Here is a 15635-nt window from a genome sequence, read left to right on the forward strand (position 1 = left end):
TCGCCCGTCCCCCGATACCGCCTAGGTCCTCACTGCGAGGACTAGGCGGTTACGATTATGGCGGCAAGGCCCTGGCCGCCGCCGATGCACATCGTGACCAGCGCGCGCTTGCCGCCGGTGCGGCGCAGGTGGTGCGCGGCGGTAACCACGATGCGGGCACCGGTCGCGCCCACCGGGTGACCCAGTGAGATGCCGGAACCGTTGGGGTTGAAGCGGGGATCTTCGGGGGAAATGCCCCACTGATCTAGTACCGCGAGGGCTTGCGCAGCAAAGGCCTCATTGAGCTCGATGAGGTCGAGGTCATCGAAGGTGAGATCGAGGCGGTCCATGACTTTGCGGGTGGCCTCAACCGGTGCGATGCCCATGCGCTCTGGCTCCACGCCGGCAAGCGCCCAGCCCTTCAAGACCACCATCGGCTCGAGGCCGAGCTCATCCGCTTTTTCACGGGTGGTCACGAGAACGGCGGCAGCGCCGTCGTTCTGGCCGGAGGCGTTACCTGCGGTCACCGTGGCCTCGTCGTCCTGCTTGCCCATCACCGGGCGCAGCTTGGACAGCTTCTCCACGCTGGAATCGGCGCGCACGTGCTCATCCTTGTCCACGATGATGGGATCCCCCTTGCGCTGGGGGACGGAGACGGGGACGATTTCGGCATCGAAAAGCGCCTGCTCCTGCGCGCGGGCGGCGTTGTGGTGGGAGCGCACCGCAAGCTCGTCTTGGTCCTCGCGCGACAGGGAACGCTCGCGGCGGAGGTTCTCGGCGGTTTCGATCATGCCGCTGGGGATGGGGTGGTTTTTACCACCGGCGGTTTCGCGGGCCTCCTGGAGGCGATCGCGAAAGACCATGTTTCCGCCCTTCGCGCCCCAGCGAATGTCACTGTCCACGGTGTATTCGGTGCGCGACATGGATTCGGCGCCGCCTGCGATGACCACCTCGGCTGCGCCGGTGGCGACGTGGGCGGCGGCGGTGACGATGGCTTGCAGGCCGGAGCCGCAGCGGCGGTCGAGCTGCATGCCGGTCACGGAGACGGGCAGGCCGGCATCGAGTGCGGCGACGCGGCCGAGGGCAGGCGCAGCCCCGTTGGGGGAGGCTTGGCCGAGGATAACGTCATCGATGATGTTCGGGTCGATGCCGGATTCTTCCACGATGGTGGATACCACCAGGCTGGCTAGATCCTGGACGGGGACGGATTTCAGCGCGCCGCCGTAGCGGCCGACTGGGGTGCGCTTGGGGTAGCACAGGACTACGTCTTGGGTTTGCATGGATTCTCCTTAGGAAATTTCGGTGGTAGTGAGATCGTGGGAAATGGCCGCGCACGTAGAGAGGAGCTCTGGGAGGATCTGCGCGGTGAGATCTTGGGTGGAATACACGGAGGTCTGGGTGGAAATATTGATGGCCGCTACTGCGCGCCCGGTGCGATCCCGGATGGGAACGGCGATGGAGCGCAGACCGATTTCTAGCTCTTGATCCACGATGACCCAGCCGCGCCGCCGCACCTCACCGAGGCGGGCTCGCAGCGCGTCCTGGGATACCAGGGTGTGCGGGGTGACCTGCTCGAGCGGGGCGGTGGTGGCGAAATACTCATCCAGCTCCGCCGGCGTTAAATCAGCGAGCAGCACCTGACCCATGGACGTAGCGTGCGCTGGGAAGCGCGTACCGATGGTGATATTGGTGGACATGATGCGGTGCGCTGCGGCGCGGGCAATATAGACCACGGTGTCGCGGTCGAGCACGCTGACGGAGCAGGACTCATCGAGTTTGGTGGATAACTCCCTCAAATGGGGTTGGGAAATATCTGGCAGTCCCAAGCTCGATAGGTACGAATAGCCCAGTTCTAAAACGCGGGGGGTGAGCCAAAAATCTGAGCCATCGGTGCGGGCATAACCTTCTGCGACAAGCGTGTGTAGAAAGCGGCGTGCGGTGGCGCGCGCTAAGCCTGTGACCTCGGCAACCTGGGCCAGTGTCTGCCGCGGGCGTTCGCCATTAAACGAGTGAATGACGTTGAGTCCGCGGGCTAGAGATTGCACTACGGGGGTATCTGCCACGGTGTGTCCTCCAAGCTAATTTTAGGGTTAAGTGGCCCAGGTCTCTTTAGTGTACCCGATAATGTTCGCATTCTGAACCCTTGTGCTGTCTGTGAACCGCACGTAGTCTAAGGCCATGTTGAATAAAGTCATAGCCTCAGTAGAGGAGGCCGTCGCGGATATCCCGGACGGTTCCTCCATCGCGGTGGGCGGATTCGGCCTTGTGGGTATCCCGGCGCAACTCATTGCTGCGCTGCGTTCCCAGGGCGCGAGCGAGCTCACCATCATTTCCAATAACCTTGGTACGGATGATTTCGGCTTGGGCCTGCTGCTCAAGGATCACCGCATCGCCCGCTCCATCGGTTCCTACCTGGGAACCAATAAGGAATATGCGCGTCAGTACCTCGAGGGCGAGCTCACTGTTGAGTTCACCCCGCAGGGTACCTTGGCAGAGCGCATGCGCGCCGGTGGCGCGGGCATTCCAGCCTTTTACACCAAGGCTGGCGTGGGCACGCCGCTTGCCGATGGCGATATCCCCACCCGCTACAATCCCGACGGCACCATCGCGGAGACCTCCGCACCGAAGGAAACCCGCGAGTTTAACGGCGAGCTCTACGTTATGGAAGAAGCCCTCACCCCAGACTTCGCCTTCGTCCACGCCGCTCGCGCGGACCGCTTTGGCAATCTCGCTTTTAATAAGACCGCCCAGAACTTCAACCCAGATGCAGCCAAATCTGCCGATATCACCATCGTGCAAGCGGAACAGCTGGTAGAGGCCGTTCCGCCCGCAGAGGTGGATGTGCCCGGCATCTACGTGGACCGCGTAGTGGAAGTGGGCAAGCAAGAAACCGGAATCGAATTCAGGACGGTGAGCAAGTAATGACCTGGTCACGCGAAGAAATGGCGGCACGCGCCGCACAAGAACTGGACAATGGTGACTACGTCAACCTGGGCATCGGCATGCCGACGCTCATCCCTGGCTACCTGCCAGAGGGCCGTGAGGTGGTCCTGCACTCCGAGAACGGAATCTTGGGCGTTGGCGCCTACCCTGAAGAGGACCAGGTGGATCCGGAGCTAATCAATGCCGGTAAAGAAACCATTACCGAAGCCCCTGGCGCATCCTTCTTCTCCTCGTCCGAATCCTTTGCCATGATCCGCTCCCGCGCCATCGACGTCGCGGTGCTCGGTGCCATGGAGGTATCCCAATTTGGCGACCTAGCCAACTGGATGATTCCCGGCAAGATGGTCAAGGGCATGGGCGGTGCGATGGATCTAGTGCATGGCGCCAAGCGCATCGTGGTGATGATGCAGCACGTTTCCAAGCACGGCGATTCCAAGATTCTGGCGGAGTGTCAGCTGCCGCTAACCGGTGCTCGCTGCGTGGATCTAATCATCACCGACCGCGCCGTATTCACCGTGGACGAGCTGGAGGGCCTGACGCTTATCGAGGTCGCCGAGGGCGAAACCGAGGAGTCCATCCGCGAGGTCACGGACGCACCCTTTAAGGTAGCGCTCGACTAAGCACGGTTAAGTAGTAGACGCGAAAATCGCCGCTTCCCGGGAAAGACTGGGAAGCGGCGATTTAGTGTGCCGGTGTGCGGTGTGCAGGGCTGAGCCGCCGTGCTGGCTAAGCCCTGCTTAGTGTTTAGACATCGCGCAGGTCCACGCCCTTGGTTTCAGGCAGGATGTACATGCTGACAAGCGTGAGGATGCACAGTGCGACCACGTAGAAGCCAGAAGCCCAGGTAAGGCCGTGGGCCACGAACCACTGGTAAATATACGGTGCGGTACCGCCAAAGACGGCGACGGACAGCGAGTAGGCCAGGCCGATGCTGCGGGTGCGCTGAACGGTGGGGAAGACCTCGGACATGATGGAGGACAACAGCGCGCCGCCGGCGGCGACGATGACCACGCCGACAGTGGAGGCCACCAGCAGGGTCCATGGGCGGTCATCGATGAAGTTCATTAGCGGGATCTGCAGAACGGCTAGGCCAATCGCACAGATATAAATGACGGGCTTGCGGCCAATCTTATCGGACAGGCTGCCCCACAGCGGCAGGGCGATGAGGCCCGCGGTCTGTGCGGCCACGGTGACCCAATAAGCACCCTGGGTGGACATGCCCTCGTGGCTAATGGCGTAGGTGGAAACATAGGACGTCCACGTGTAGTGCGCGGCCGTAACGCCGGAGACCATGCCCACGACGAGCAAGATATTCTGCCATGCCGGGCGAACAACCGAGGCAGGCTTTTGCGAATTCACGGACTTCTTGGTGCGCTTCGGGGCCTCAACGGTGGGCTCGGCGCTATCGATTTCCTGGAAGTGATCCGATTCCTTCATGTGGCGGCGCAGGTACAACGCGACCAACGCTGCGGCGGCGCCCAAGAGGAACGGAATGCGCCAGCCCCAAGCACCAATCTGCTCGTCCGTCAGGACCAGCGAAATGCCGCCACCTAGGACGTAGGCGATGACCGAACCGCCGAAGATGGAGACATAGACCATGGAACCCCAGCGGCCGCGGTGGGCGTTCGGGGCGATCTCGGGAATGTAGCTATTGGCGGCTGCAGATTCACCGCCGTGTGCAAAGCCCTGCAGCACGCGGATGAAGAGCAGGCCGACAGAAGCCCAGATGCCAATGGTCTCGTAGGTGGGCATCAAGCCGATGAGGACGGAGGCGCTGGCCATCATGATGATGGTAGTCATCAAGACGGTCTTGCGGCCCCGCTGGTCAGCGATGCGGCCAAAGATGATGCCGCCCAGCGGGCGGACCAAGAAGCCGACGGCGAAGACACCGAAGGTGGCAAGCAGCGCGGAGGCGGTATCGCCCTTGTCGAACATCGCTGCGGCGATGAATGGGGCGAAGACCGCGTAGGAGCTCCACTCGTACCATTCAAGGACCTGGCCGGTCAGGCTGGCTGCGAGGGATTTGCGGTCCGTTTTGGTCGCGCCCGATGACGAAGTGGGTGTGGGGCTCGGCGGGGCGGTAGAAGTCAATGTTCCTCCTAGGGATGGGTCCGAATTATTGAGGAAGATATTACGCACATCACACTTCGATTAGTTCGCGATGTAGGCTACGAAAATCTCGGCACCGGCTAGGTAGATTTGGTTACTGACTAGAAACTGTATGTCTTCCACCACTTTTTAGGGGAGGAGACCGCAAAAACTTCATGTTCGCTAAGTGAACGGTAGTGCGCACTGTGACCCCGGATAGGGGTATTTGGGTAAAATCTTTGCCGTAACGAGCTTGGAATTCGCAGGAAAAGGTCATTTCTGACCGGAATTCCAGCACTGAAAATTTGGGTGTGGTGTAGCGTGTGAGCCACGACACGGAAGGTTTTCGAAGAGTCTTGAACCACCAAAGTGAACCATCACTGTGAACCAACCGAGTCTTTCCGGAGCCACACCCTAAGGAGGGATTTATGACTGCTCTTAGTCCCGAGGAACTAAGTACAGAAGGCCTCGCCGAAATCATGGCCGCGGGCGGACGCCCAGCCGATAGCGAGCGCAAGATCAACATCATCGATACCACCCTGCGTGATGCGCACCAGAGCATCTGGGCCACCCGCATGACCACGAGCCACATTCTTTCGCTGTTGGATGACATCACCAACGCTGGTTTCGAGCACGTGGACTTGGTAGCGCCCATCCAGTTCGACGTCTCCGTGCGCTACCTCAAGGAAGACCCGTGGGAGCGCGTCCGCCTCGTGCACGAGAACGCCGCGCCGGGCACTAAGTTCCGCGCCCTGATTCGCTCCAAGAACCTGGCTTCCTTCGACTTCTTGCCGGATGATGCCATCTTGAACTGGACCGAGCGCCTCTACGCCAATGGCTTCCGTGTGATCGGCTCCTTCGATGGGTTGAATGACATCGACAACATCGACCAGGGCCTCAAGCTGGCCAAGGAACTCGGAGCCGAAACCTTCGGCGCATTGTCCTACTGCTTGAGCCCGGTGCACACCGATGACCTGTACAAGCGGAAGGCCACGGAGCTGCTCGAGCGCACCGATGTGGACCGCATCATGCTGAAGGACGCCGGCGGCCTGCTTACTCCGGACCGTTTGAAGACCCTCATCCCGGCGATCCGCAGCTCCATCGGTGACGTACCGCTCGAGGTACACACCCACTCGCTGACCGGACTGTCCCCGCTGACCTACCTCTACGCAGCGGAATTGGGCGTGGATTCTATCCACACCTCCATCGCTCCGCTGGCCAATGGCCCGGGACAGCCAGCCACCCAGGCCGTGGTGCGCGACCTTCGCGCGCTGGGGTACACGGTGGACGTTGACGATGAGCGCATCGATTCCGCCAGCGAGCGCATTCAGGAAATCGCCGATACGGAAGATAAGCCAGTAGGTGTTCCGCGCGCATTCGATGGCCTGCACTACATGCACCAGCTACCCGGCGGCATGCTTACCAACTTCGAATCCCAGCTGGAAACCGCTGGGTTGGGGGACCGCTTCGAAGAGTTACTGTACGAGGTTGCACGCGTGCGCGAAGAGCTCGCATACCCCATCATGATTACGCCGTTTGCCCAGTTCGTGGGTACCCAGGCCGTCATGAACGTGATGACGGGTGACCGTTACTCCGTGGTCCCGAACGAGATTAAGAAGTACGCCTTGGGCTACTACGGCGAGCCGCTCGCCCCGCTGGACCCAGACGTGCTGGAGAAGATCATGGCCAACGGATCCTCCGAAATCACGGAGGAAATCCCAGAACTTAAGCCGGTCCTGCCGGATCTGAAGAAGGCTCACCCGGACGAGGACATCGACACTCTGTTGCTGCGCGTGATGTTCGCCGGCAGCCAGGTCGATGAAATGAAGCGCTTTGTGGCCGAAGGCCGCGGCGGCGAGGGTGAAGGCGTCAAGGGTGGCGTCCTTACCTCCCTGGTACAGCAAATCTACGACTCTTCCGATACCACCGACTTCCACCTCAAGACTTCCGATTTGGAAATCAACCTCACCAAAGGAGAAAAGTAACCATGACTGATTCCACCAACTTGCACGACCTGAAGTCCCTGCTGAAGTGGGCCAACCTTTCTGATGACATCCAAGAGCTGCAGATTAAGTACGGCGACGTCGAGCTCGCGATGTCCCGCACCCCAGGCGGCCTGAACCGCCCGGCACCGGCATCGGAAGCCGCTCCGGCTGCAGCTCCAGCTACCGCACCAGCACAGGAAGCAGCTCCGGAGGCCGCCTCGGCCCCGGCCCCAGCCGCTGAGCCAGAGTCCAAGCCTGCTCCGGCGCAGGAGGAAGCTCCGAAGGAAGAGCCAAAGGCCTCCGGTTCCGGTGAGCCGTCCGCAGAGGGCGAGACCGTGAAGGCTCCTATGGTCGGTACCTTCTACGCCGCTCCGAAGCCTGGCGCAGATCCCTTCGTCAAGGTGGGCGATGAGGTTGAGGTTGGCCAGGTGCTGTGCATCGTCGAGGTTATGAAGCTGATGAACAACATCGAGTCCAAGGTTGCCGGCACCGTGAAGGAAATCCTCGTTGATAATGAGGACGCTGTGGAGCACGGCCAGCCCATCATGGTCATCCAGCCGAAGTAATCGACCTGGAGGAAAATATGTCAGATCTATTAGGTAGCGTGCTCATTGCTAACCGCGGTGAGATTGCGCTTCGCATCATTCGCGCCTGCAAGGAATTGGGCATTAAGTCCATCCTTACTTATTCCGAAGGCGATAAGGACTCCTTGCCGGTAAAGCTTGCCGATCAAGCAGTCTGCATCGGCCCGGCGAATGTTTCCAAGAGCTACAACAGCCCCGAGCTGGTTATTTCTGCCGCCATGGCGTACAAGGCGGATGCCATTCACCCAGGCTACGGCTTCTTGTCCGAGAAGCCGGACTTTGTCCGCATGGTGGAAGAAGAAGAGATCGGCTTTGTTGGCCCTTCGGCTGAGCACATCGGCTTGATGGGTGACAAGATCGCGGCTAAGCGCATCGCTAAGTCCGCCGGTGTTCCCACCGTTCCGGGCTCCGACGGTGTGGTCACCGAGTTCGATGAGGCCCTCGAGGTTGCCCATAACACCGGTTTCCCGCTGCTGATTAAGGCAGCCGCCGGCGGTGGTGGACGCGGTATGCGCGTGGTGGAATCCGAGGACACGCTGGAAAAGGACCTCAACGAGATCATGAACGAGGCAGAGTCCGCGTTCAATGACCCGTCGGTCTACATCGAGCGCTTCTTGACGGATATCCGCCACATCGAGATCCAGGTGCTGGCCGATGGAGAAAACGCCGTCGCCCTGGGCGAGCGCGACTGCACCTCGCAGCGCCGCAACCAGAAGCTCATTGAGGAAGGCCCTTCGCCAGTGCTGACTGATGAGCTGCGCCAGGAGATGCAGGAAGCCGCGATTAACCTGTGTAAAGAGGTGAAGTACAAAAACGCCGGAACCATCGAGTTCGTCTTCGATAACATCGAGGATAAGTTCTACTTCATCGAGATGAACACCCGCATCCAGGTGGAGCACCCCGTAACGGAGATGATCACCGGTGTGGACCTCATCAAGGAGCAGTTGCGCATTGCCTCTGGGCAGAAGCTGTCCATCACCCAGGATGATGTGGAGATTCGTGGCCACGCCATCGAGTGCCGCATCAACGCCGAGGATCCGAACCAGAACTTCGCGCCGCGGCCGGGCAAGATCGAACACTACCGCGTGCCAGGTGGCTTCGGTGTGCGCATGGATACCCACATCGAGACGGGATACACCATCCCGCCGTTCTATGACTCCATGGTGGGCAAGCTCATCGTATGGGCAGAAGACCGCGATGAGGCCATTACCCGTATGCTGCGCGCCATCGACGAGCTGCAGGTAGAAGGCGTTGTCACCACGGCGCCATTCCAGGCCATGCTGTTGGACAGTGAAAAGTTCCGCAGCGGCGAGTTCAACACTGGTTACGTTGCCAAGCTGCTGGAAGGTACCGACTCCATCCCTACGGATGACTAACCCCGGCTCCTTCTAGCGAGAGAGTGCAGGTTCCGCTTTGTGCTGGCCTGCACTCTTTTGCATTTTAAGTCTCTAAATTTATAGCTCTATGTCACGCCTAGTCCCAGGCTTTGCTTAGACCCAAACCTGTGGGGAAGGAAAAACAATGTTGGTTATCGCCGCCATGCTGGTCGGCGCCATCGTGCCGGCGCAAACGGCCATTAATACTCGTCTGCGCGAGTCCGTGGGCTCGCCCATCGCCGCCGGGTTCTTCTCCTTCATTATCGGCTTTGCCGTCTCCGCCATACTCGCGCTGATAGTCACCGGTGACGCGATACCGGACCTGGCGCTGGCGGCTGCGCAACCGTGGTGGGTGTGGCTCGGCGGTTTTATGGGCGTGGCCTTCATCGTGGGAAATATCTTGCTCTTCCCGCGCATCGGCAGCGTAGAGACCGTCATTCTTCCCATCTTGGGCCAGGTGACGATGGGCCTCATTTATGACTTGACCGGCCTCTTTGAAGTACCAGTCGGCCCGCTGCGCGTTCTCGGCGCGCTTATCGTTGTGGGCGGCATCGCCTTGGTATTAGAAATCGGCCGGGGTGCCGTCACCACGCGTGCGCAAGCCACCGGGCTTTCGCTGTGGCTGTGGCGGGTTTTCGGCGTGCTTATTGGCATGGGCTCTGCCACCCAAACCGCCGTTAACGGCTACCTGGGAGGCGCGTTGCACAGCCCTATGCCCGCCAGCGTCATTTCCCTGGGCGTCGGCGTGATCCTGTTGGCCCTGCTCACCGTAGGCTGGAAGGCGCCCCGCCACGCCCTTTTGAGCGGCATCGCCCCAGGTCCCTGGTGGATGTGGCTCGGCGGTGTGCTCGGCGCGCTCTTTGTGGTTGGCGGCGCGACGCTGTCGCCCATGATTGGCACCGGCACGACGGTTATCGGCTCGCTAGTAGGCTCAATCATTTGCGGCCAGGTCATTGAGTCGCTGGGCTGGGGCAACGCCGAGCGCGGCTTGCCGCCGGTGCACCGCATCATCGGCTTGGTCTTGGTCATCATCGGTGTGATTATGGTGCGCGCCCTATAGGTCAGTGCTGCGCTTGCCGATGCCCCAATTTTCCCAGACCAGCTTCCCCACTCGAGTAGCGTAAGAGAGCTGGTTTTATTGCCGCCAGCGCTCCAAGGTGAGCTTGGGGCTTAATGCCCGGGAGACGCACGGCGCGAAGGCGCCATCGGCATACATCTGCGCGTCATAGACGGAATCGCGGTGATCTGGTTCGCCGTCGACCACGCGCATGATGCAGGTACTGCACGTGCCTTCCAAGCAGCGCGATTTTACGGGTAGATCGAGTTCCTCAAGGACCTCTAGGACCGTCTTATTCTCTGGGATTTCTACCGTCTCACCGCAAAATTCTACTTCGAATGGCCCATCGCCGGCCCCGGCGTTTCTCTCACCGGACAGTGCTTTGAGATCGGGGTGGAAGTTCTCCCAGTGAAAAGCGTGCTCGGGCAGATACTCGAGCGCGATTTCTTTGGCGTAATCCATGAAGCCTTGCGGGCCGCAGACATAAAAGGCCGTCTCCTTCGGTGCTTGGCCCAGCAGATGCCGGTAGATGTCTGCTTGCTTGTCGCGCGGGCGGCCAAAGACCTCAATGAGCTTATCACCGCAGGTTTCGCGCAATTGCTCGAGCAGCACCGCGTGGTGTTCATCGCGCGCGAAAAAGAGCACGATATACGGCTTGTTCTCGCGCTCGAGGGATTGAGCCATAGAAAGCATGGGGGTAATGCCCACGCCGGCGCCAACAAGAACGTAGTAGCCGGCGTCTGCCACGAGCTCGAAGTTATTAAATGCCTGCGAGATTTCAAAGCTATCCCCGCGGCGCAGTTTGAGCATTGCAATCGAGCCGCCCGTGGAGTTTGCCTCCCGCTTTACCGCGACGCCATACGTTGGCCGTGCCTGTTGGCCAGCGGCAGGCGAAGAGGAACCGGTCAGCTCAAAAACCGAGTATTGCCGGGTAAGCATCTCGCCGTTAGCTCCCGGGAGGGTGATATCCACGTGGCAGCCGGGGGAGTAATCCGCGAGCTGCGCATCACCGTCCAGCAAAAACTCGATGACCGCAAGGTCATCGGCTACGGCGGTGACGTTTTGCACCGTGGCGGTGGTGGAGGGGGCATCGGCAAGCTGGGATGCAGATTGGGAAGGAGAACTAGGCATAGGGGTGAATAGACCTCACTTTCGTGGCTGTGGTTTATTGCCAATTCACTGTATGTAATGCACGTCATGGTACAGCCTAGAAGGAGAGACAGGTTACAAAAGCGTTCGCATAGCGGACACGTGTGCGCTTAGTACACCTATATGGGGTGAGCGGGCGGAGAGTTTGCAAAATCTGCCAAGACGGGCATTTTTGCTATTTGCGCAGGAGAGGATAGGTGCTGTGAAGACGGGTGTAGCGGCGGTGTTCGTGCCCGGTAATTTCCCGGAAAATTGCATTCAAAATTCATTGCAGTGGAGGGCAGTGTCTCTATAGGCTTACGTGCACAGCTAAATGGTGAACTAGACCACATAGTTGGGAAATATGTGTGGTGTAGCACCAAGATTGGAAAGGTTGTTCACTCCCCATGACTGCTCCTACCGAAACTCGGACGGAACCAAAGGTTCTGCCCATGTCCGATAATCCCTATGAGGATTTCCGCTACTTCTACCGCGATGGCATGGATCTGCGCCCGTCGCCGAAACGCCGCGTGGACAAGCCCGGCTGGTCCACCCTGCGTCACAATATCTTCGATCACTGGCACACTGTCCATGATGAGTGGGAAGGCTACGACACCCCGCAAACGCGTTTGCTCGATGATCACATGTGGCAAACCGATGAGCAGGGTGCCGCTTTGGCGGAGTCCTTCCGCCGCGATGGTGCAAAGGAATCGCGCGCTAAATTTGAGCAGGCGCTGAATGAAGGAATCGAGACCGTCGAGGACCCATCGCCGGAATTGGTGGCCTTCTTCGAACAGGTCGATAACATCCCAGACTGGATCGACCTTGAAGCCGCCGAGCGCGGGCGCGTCGCCTACTACAACGCCACCCCGAGCGCGGACCTTCTCACCTTCAACTTTGGCTACTGGGCCACCACCATGGAAGACCGCACTTCCGCGGCCACTGGCGAGACTGGGATGTTCGAGTTCAAGGCCATGCAACGTGCACTGGAGACCTCCAAGTTCTTCGTGGACTTGGGCAAACAAGACGTCTTCGACCGCTTTGGGGAAGGCCGCAAGGCCGCAGTCCACGTCCGCCTGCTGCACGCCCAGGCCAACCGCGGTCTGGAAAAGCTCTGGGGGAAGGAGCATTACAACGAATTCGGACGGCCGATTGGCTCCAGCTTCCTGGTCTCCGGTGAAGGCTGGTTCGCGCTCATGCCGCTGGCCATCGACGAGCTTTTCGGACGCCCCCACTCCGGCCAGGACTGGGACGACGTTGCCCAGTATTGGGCATATGTGCTGTACATGATGGGTGGGGAAGAGCGCATCATCCCCAAGACCGGCGATGAAATGCGCAAGATGACTGACTTCATCTACGCAAACGGCGGGCGTTCTTCGACGTACCACCAGCGGGTGGCTACGGCACTGATGTCCATCGTGGAACAGATGAATCCGGACCTTCCACTAGAAATGTTGGGCTCGCTGGCCACGCTGGTGGGAGAAGAGGACACCAAGTTCATGGTGGAAGGAACCCGCTGGGCCGATATGGACTTTTCCCAGGCGGCCAAAGACTTCGAAGCCAAGGCGCGCGCAGAGGCAAAGGAAGCCCGCGAAGCCGATGAAAAACCTGGCGCGGAGGAATACAAGAAGCACAACGCCACGCAAGGTCGCCCACTGTGGATCAATGCGTTGGAAGAAGTGCAAGAGCACATCAACAACCATGAGCCAGACGTCAAGGCCGAGTGGACCCTGCACGATGACTCCAAGGAAGCCCGTCGAAACTAGCCGGCGCACTCGCTGCTAGTTACCAAAGTTTAATAATAAGGAAGGGAATAAAACACAATGACTGCTCCCACAGATACCTCTGACGTTGCTAACACGTCGCAGGCGGAACCAAAGGTTCTGCCCATGTCCGATAATCCTTATGAGGATTTCCGCTACTTCTACCGCGATGGAATGGACCTGCGCCCGGCGCCGAAGCGTCGCACCGCGGCCCCAGGCTGGTCGGAGTTGCGGCACAATGTCTTCGACTCCTGGCACACGGTAGAAGATGACTGGGCAGGCTACGATAGCCTGCAAACCAAGCTTCTCGATGACCACATGTGGCAGACCGACGAGACCGGTGAAAAGCTGGCGGAGGCCTTCCGCCGTGACGGTGCCAAGGAATCGCGCGCTAAGTTTGAGCAGGCGCTCAACCACGGCATCGAGACGGTAGAGGACCCGGCCCCGGAGTTGGTGGACTTCTTTAAAGAGGTAGACCGAATTCCGGAGTGGCTGGACCTCGAGGCCGCAGAGCGCGGCCGCGTGGCCTACTACAACGTCACGCGCACCTCAGAGGTTTTGGCTATTGCCTTCGCATACTGGGCTACCACGATGGAGGACCGCACGTCGGCGGCCACGGGTGAGACTGGGATGTTCGAGTTTAAGGCCATGCAGCGCTCCATTGAAACGGCGCAATTCTTCACGGATTTGGGCAAGAAGGACGTCTTTGACCGCTTCGGTGAAGGCCGCAAGGCTGCCGTGCGCGTGCGCCTGCTGCACTCCCAGGCCAATCGCGGCTTGGAAAAGATGTGGGGCAAGGAGCACTATAACGAATTCGGCCGGCCAATTGGCTCCAGCTTCCTGGTCTCCGGTGAGGGCTGGTTCGGGATGATGCCGCTGGCCATCGACGAGCGCTTTGGCCGCCCGCACTCCGGTCAGGATTGGGACGATGTGGCCCAGTACTGGGGATATATCCTTTATATGATGGGTGCTGAAGAGCGGCTCATCCCCAAGACCGGCGATGAAATGCGCAAGATGACGGATTATATCTACGCCAATGGCGGGTATTCCTCCACCTATCACGAGCGCGTGGCCACTGCCTTGATGAGCATTCTAGAAACCATCCACCCGCTGGTCCCCAAGATGGCGCTTGGTGCGCTGACCACCATCTGCGGCGTGGAAGATACCAAGTTCATGGTCAAGGGCACGCGCTGGGAAAAGGTGAACTACAAGCCGTGGGCCATCCTGTATCGGGGTGCCGCGCGCGCAGAAGCCAAGGTTGCCCGCCTGCGGGACAAGCTGCCGGGTGCGCAAAAGGCAAAGATTAAGCGCGCCAATAAGAATAAGCCGCCATGGTCCGATGTCACCGCGGTGATTAAGGCACACATCGCGAAAAACGAGCCTGAGACCAAGTCCGATTACACGCTGCACGATGACTCTAAAGAAGCTCGCAGCTAACCCATCCCCATAACATTCTCAGAGGAGAAGACCATGACTAACACTATGTCCCTAGGCACCGTCGGCGAGTGGCCTGCAGGCCGCGGCGATAAGGATGAATTCATCGCCACCTTTGGCCAAGAGCGCGCCAACCGCTACCACGAGGCTTTCTGGAAGATGGACCCAGTGGCCGATGCGCTATTTACCAGCGGCCACACCGTCAAGGAAATCATGCCTAACCTGCGCGATGCCCTCGCGCGCGGCACCGCCAACGAGGACACCTTCCCCGAAGTTGCCGCCCTTATTGAGGACATGACCAAGGCACTTGACGGCATCGACGCCGAAAAGCTGGAGCGCGGCCGCCGCGTCTACCTGTCCATCCCGCCGCTCAGCCACGGCCTGGCGCTGGGCCCGGGCTCGCTGGTCCATACCTATTCCACCCCGGCGATTGCAGACTTGCTGGTCAATACCGGTGAGCTTACTGATGGCGCCGTCAAGCGCCTTGCCTACACCACCAACTGGACCTATTCGCTCTACCTGCCGGATGCCCTGCAGCCCGGTGGTGAGGGCTTCATGCACACCGGCATGGTGCGCGCCATCCACGCACACGTACGGCGCGTGCACACCCGCAAGGAGTTGGACTACTCCCACTACGGTGCGCCGATCAGCGAGTTCGACATGCTGCGCACCTGGTTCGACTTCACCTACATTCCGTACGCCGGCCTGCGCAACATGGGCTGGAAGCTCACGGCGGAGGAAGAGAAGGACGCGTTCTACCTGTGGAAGATTGCCGGGCGCATGCTGGGCATTTCTACGGACCTTTTCGAAGGTGAAGATGGGGTAGAGGCCTCCCAGGAGACCATGGATGCCATCCATACCGTCGACGGCGAGATCAACGAGTCCTCTCGTAAGCTTGTCGATGCCCTCATGCATGGATTCGTCGTCAATGCCAAGGAGCTCACGGGTATGCCCGATGACACCTTGGCGGACTGGACCGCCGCACACGTACGCATCATTCACGGCGATGAGGTCGCCGATGCCTGCGGCGTGGACAACTCCGTGATGCGCCCCATCCTGGAAATGCAGGCACCGCTGGTGCAAGAGCGCTTCGATCTCCTCCGCCAAGATCCGGAGGCGCTCGAGGCGGAAATCCAGAAGAATGAGGAGGCGGTGCGCCAGATGCTCACCCGCGATGCCACCTATATGAAGCAGGATGAGGGCATCAAGATGAAGGACGGCTCGGTCGTCGCGGCCTCCTAAAAAGAATCCCCATTTTCATGGGTGACACGTCAATCGAACTTGAGTATTCTTGTGGG

The 15635-nt window shown here is 59.8% G+C and carries 13 protein-coding genes; 9 read left to right on the plus strand and 4 right to left on the minus strand.

The genetic code is table 11. The annotated features are described in order from the left end of the window. Positions 1-41: 41 nt before the first annotated feature. Entirely contained in the window at positions 42-1259 is a 1218-nt protein-coding gene (locus tag ABRP93_RS01920) for an acetyl-CoA C-acetyltransferase (protein WP_349886680.1), read from the minus strand. A gap of 9 nt (positions 1260-1268) precedes the next feature. After that, entirely contained in the window at positions 1269-2042 is a 774-nt protein-coding gene (locus tag ABRP93_RS01925; RefSeq protein ID WP_023023374.1) for an IclR family transcriptional regulator domain-containing protein, read from the minus strand. Between the two features lie 115 nt (positions 2043-2157). Between ABRP93_RS01925 and ABRP93_RS01930 the strand changes: the two genes are divergently transcribed. Further along, on the plus strand, positions 2158-2901 hold the full coding sequence (locus ABRP93_RS01930) for a CoA transferase subunit A (RefSeq protein ID WP_005278125.1): 744 nt from the start codon (positions 2158-2160) through the stop codon (positions 2899-2901). Then, positions 2901-3542, plus strand: a complete 642-nt coding sequence (locus ABRP93_RS01935; RefSeq protein WP_284641414.1) for a 3-oxoacid CoA-transferase subunit B — start codon at positions 2901-2903, stop codon at positions 3540-3542. The genes ABRP93_RS01930 and ABRP93_RS01935 overlap by 1 nt, the downstream gene beginning before the upstream one ends. A gap of 124 nt (positions 3543-3666) precedes the next feature. Here the strand turns inward: ABRP93_RS01935 and ABRP93_RS01940 are convergent, their stop codons facing one another. Next, complete coding sequence (locus tag ABRP93_RS01940) at positions 3667-5013, minus strand: MFS transporter (protein ID WP_349886681.1); 1347 nt, start codon at positions 5011-5013, stop codon at positions 3667-3669. Between the two features lie 425 nt (positions 5014-5438). Between ABRP93_RS01940 and ABRP93_RS01945 the strand changes: the two genes are divergently transcribed. From ABRP93_RS01945 to ABRP93_RS01960, 4 genes are all read left to right on the plus strand, one after another. Further along, entirely contained in the window at positions 5439-6995 is a 1557-nt protein-coding gene (locus tag ABRP93_RS01945; RefSeq protein ID WP_005278129.1) for a hydroxymethylglutaryl-CoA lyase-like TIM-barrel protein, read from the plus strand. 2 nt (positions 6996-6997) lie between these two features. Continuing rightward, complete coding sequence (accB, locus tag ABRP93_RS01950) at positions 6998-7561, plus strand: acetyl-CoA carboxylase biotin carboxyl carrier protein (protein ID WP_349886682.1); 564 nt, start codon at positions 6998-7000, stop codon at positions 7559-7561. 17 nt (positions 7562-7578) lie between these two features. Next, positions 7579-8955 carry an acetyl-CoA carboxylase biotin carboxylase subunit gene (gene accC / locus ABRP93_RS01955; RefSeq protein ID WP_349886683.1) on the plus strand — a complete coding sequence of 459 codons (1377 nt, stop codon included), beginning with the start codon at positions 7579-7581 and terminating at the stop codon, positions 8953-8955. Positions 8956-9100: 145 nt separating this feature from the next. Continuing rightward, positions 9101-10015, plus strand: coding sequence for a DMT family transporter (locus tag ABRP93_RS01960; RefSeq protein ID WP_349886685.1), 915 nt, complete (start codon positions 9101-9103; stop codon positions 10013-10015). Between the two features lie 75 nt (positions 10016-10090). Here the strand turns inward: ABRP93_RS01960 and ABRP93_RS01965 are convergent, their stop codons facing one another. Continuing rightward, positions 10091-11143, minus strand: a complete 1053-nt coding sequence (locus ABRP93_RS01965; protein WP_349886686.1) for a PDR/VanB family oxidoreductase — start codon at positions 11141-11143, stop codon at positions 10091-10093. Positions 11144-11547: 404 nt separating this feature from the next. Between ABRP93_RS01965 and ABRP93_RS01970 the strand changes: the two genes are divergently transcribed. From ABRP93_RS01970 to ABRP93_RS01980, 3 genes are read left to right on the plus strand one after another with little or no spacing between them, the layout of a single operon-like run. Beyond that, positions 11548-12906 carry an oxygenase MpaB family protein gene (locus ABRP93_RS01970; RefSeq protein ID WP_349886687.1) on the plus strand — a complete coding sequence of 453 codons (1359 nt, stop codon included), beginning with the start codon at positions 11548-11550 and terminating at the stop codon, positions 12904-12906. Positions 12907-12963: 57 nt separating this feature from the next. Next, positions 12964-14340 (plus strand): oxygenase MpaB family protein, encoded by a 1377-nt coding sequence (locus ABRP93_RS01975; protein WP_349886689.1) that lies wholly within the window; start codon positions 12964-12966, stop codon positions 14338-14340. A 33-nt stretch (positions 14341-14373) separates the two neighbouring features. Further along, a complete protein-coding gene (locus ABRP93_RS01980) occupies positions 14374-15579 on the plus strand; it encodes an oxygenase MpaB family protein (protein WP_349886691.1) in 1206 nt (401 codons plus the stop codon). The last annotated feature ends 56 nt before the right edge of the window (positions 15580-15635 follow it).

Origin of the sequence: Corynebacterium sp. KPL2850 (assembly GCF_040225855.1) — a bacterium.
Classification (GTDB): Bacteria; Actinomycetota; Actinomycetes; order Mycobacteriales; family Mycobacteriaceae; genus Corynebacterium.